Annotated in this window: 2 protein-coding genes; both read right to left on the bottom strand. The window is 59.3% G+C overall.

Annotation, left to right across the window (positions count from 1 at the left end; genetic code table 11):
- A partial coding sequence (locus tag EOA29_RS36655; protein WP_127222403.1) for an ATP-binding cassette domain-containing protein occupies positions 1 to 531 on the bottom strand: 531 nt, incomplete at its 3' end.
- A gap of 47 nt (positions 532 to 578) precedes the next feature.
- Positions 579 to 1,342 (bottom strand): FAD-binding oxidoreductase (locus EOA29_RS36650; protein ID WP_145970057.1); only part of this gene is annotated, 764 nt, incomplete at its 5' end.

Here is a 1,342-nt window from a genome sequence, read left to right as displayed (position 1 = left end):
GGCGATCGCGGCGCGCTGCTGTTGGCCGCCCGACAGATAGGCGGGATAGACGTCGCGTTTTTCGGCCAGGCCGACGCGGGCGAGCAATTTTTCCGCCTCGCCGATCGCCACATCGCGCTTGACGCCGAGCACATGTACGGGGACCTCGATGACGTTCTCGATCAACGTCATGTGACTCCACAGATTGAAGTTCTGGAAGACCATGCCGAGTTTGGAGCGGATGCGTTCGATCTGCTTGCGGTCGGCGGGCACGGTGTGGCCGTAGCTGTCGGCCTTCAGCTTTATCTCTTCGCCATTGACCCGGATGATGCCGCTGGTCGGGTTCTCCAGGCAGTTGATGCAGCGCAGCAGCGTCGATTTGCCCGAGCCGCTGCCGCCGATGATGGCGATCACCTCGCCATCGCGCGCCGACAGCGAAACGCCCTTCAATACATGCAGCTTGCCGAAATTCTTGTGCAGGTTCTCGACGTGGATGGCTTCGGCGGCGCCGTCATCCACTTTGTGACGTGGGATGGACTTCACTACACCCATTCGCTGCGTGAACGCGGCCCCCTCATCCGCTATGACTCCGCAATTAATCACGTTCTGCTTCCGCTACCTTGCGCAGAGAAGCGCTCTGGCCGAAAGGGACCAAGATCCTGTCCTACTGGTTTGCCTTGGACGAGGTCAGCCATTGCGCGTCCAACGACCGGCCCCATCCCGAATCCGTGGCCAGAAAAACCGGCCGCAACGTAAAGCCCTGGACGTCCTGGAATTCCCCCCATGACCGGTAATTCGTCCGGCATGTAGTCGATATAGCCGGCCCAGCCGCGTTCATAAGTTATCCGCCCTGCGCCTGGATATTCCTTCACAAACAGTCTCGCGGCCTTGTTAAGCCCGTTCCAGTCGGGCTGCGGATCCAAGGTGCGATGGGTGGTGAAATCGGAAAAGTCCCCCATCAGGCTCCGGATCATTGGTTTGCCGAGGCTGAACCGTACATTTCGCCAGTTGCGCATGGCCAGCGGCAGGAATTTCGGGCCGTGCACAATGCTATCGAGCATTAGGTCGTGATAACCGTCCTCCGCTACTGCTATATTGACCCGCCCGTCAGCGCGCTGCCGGTAAGCGCACCTGCCCGAGACCACGAGCTTCCGCATATCAATCGGCATAACGCTCGTGCGGCCGACGGAACCGCGGATCCATAGTGAGGGATGCGCTATTCCGAGCGGCTGCAATATTCGGCTCGTCCAAGCGCCGGCCGTGACGATGATAGCATTGGCTTTGATCCGACCTTGCTCCGTGATAAGACCGCAAACGGAACCATTGTGATCTTCGATAGCTGAAACGCTGCACCATTCAAAGA

It is taken from the genome of Mesorhizobium sp. M1E.F.Ca.ET.063.01.1.1 (assembly GCF_003998155.1).
GTDB lineage: Bacteria > Pseudomonadota > Alphaproteobacteria > Rhizobiales > Rhizobiaceae > Mesorhizobium.
This window is presented reverse-complemented; position numbering and strand designations above follow the sequence as displayed.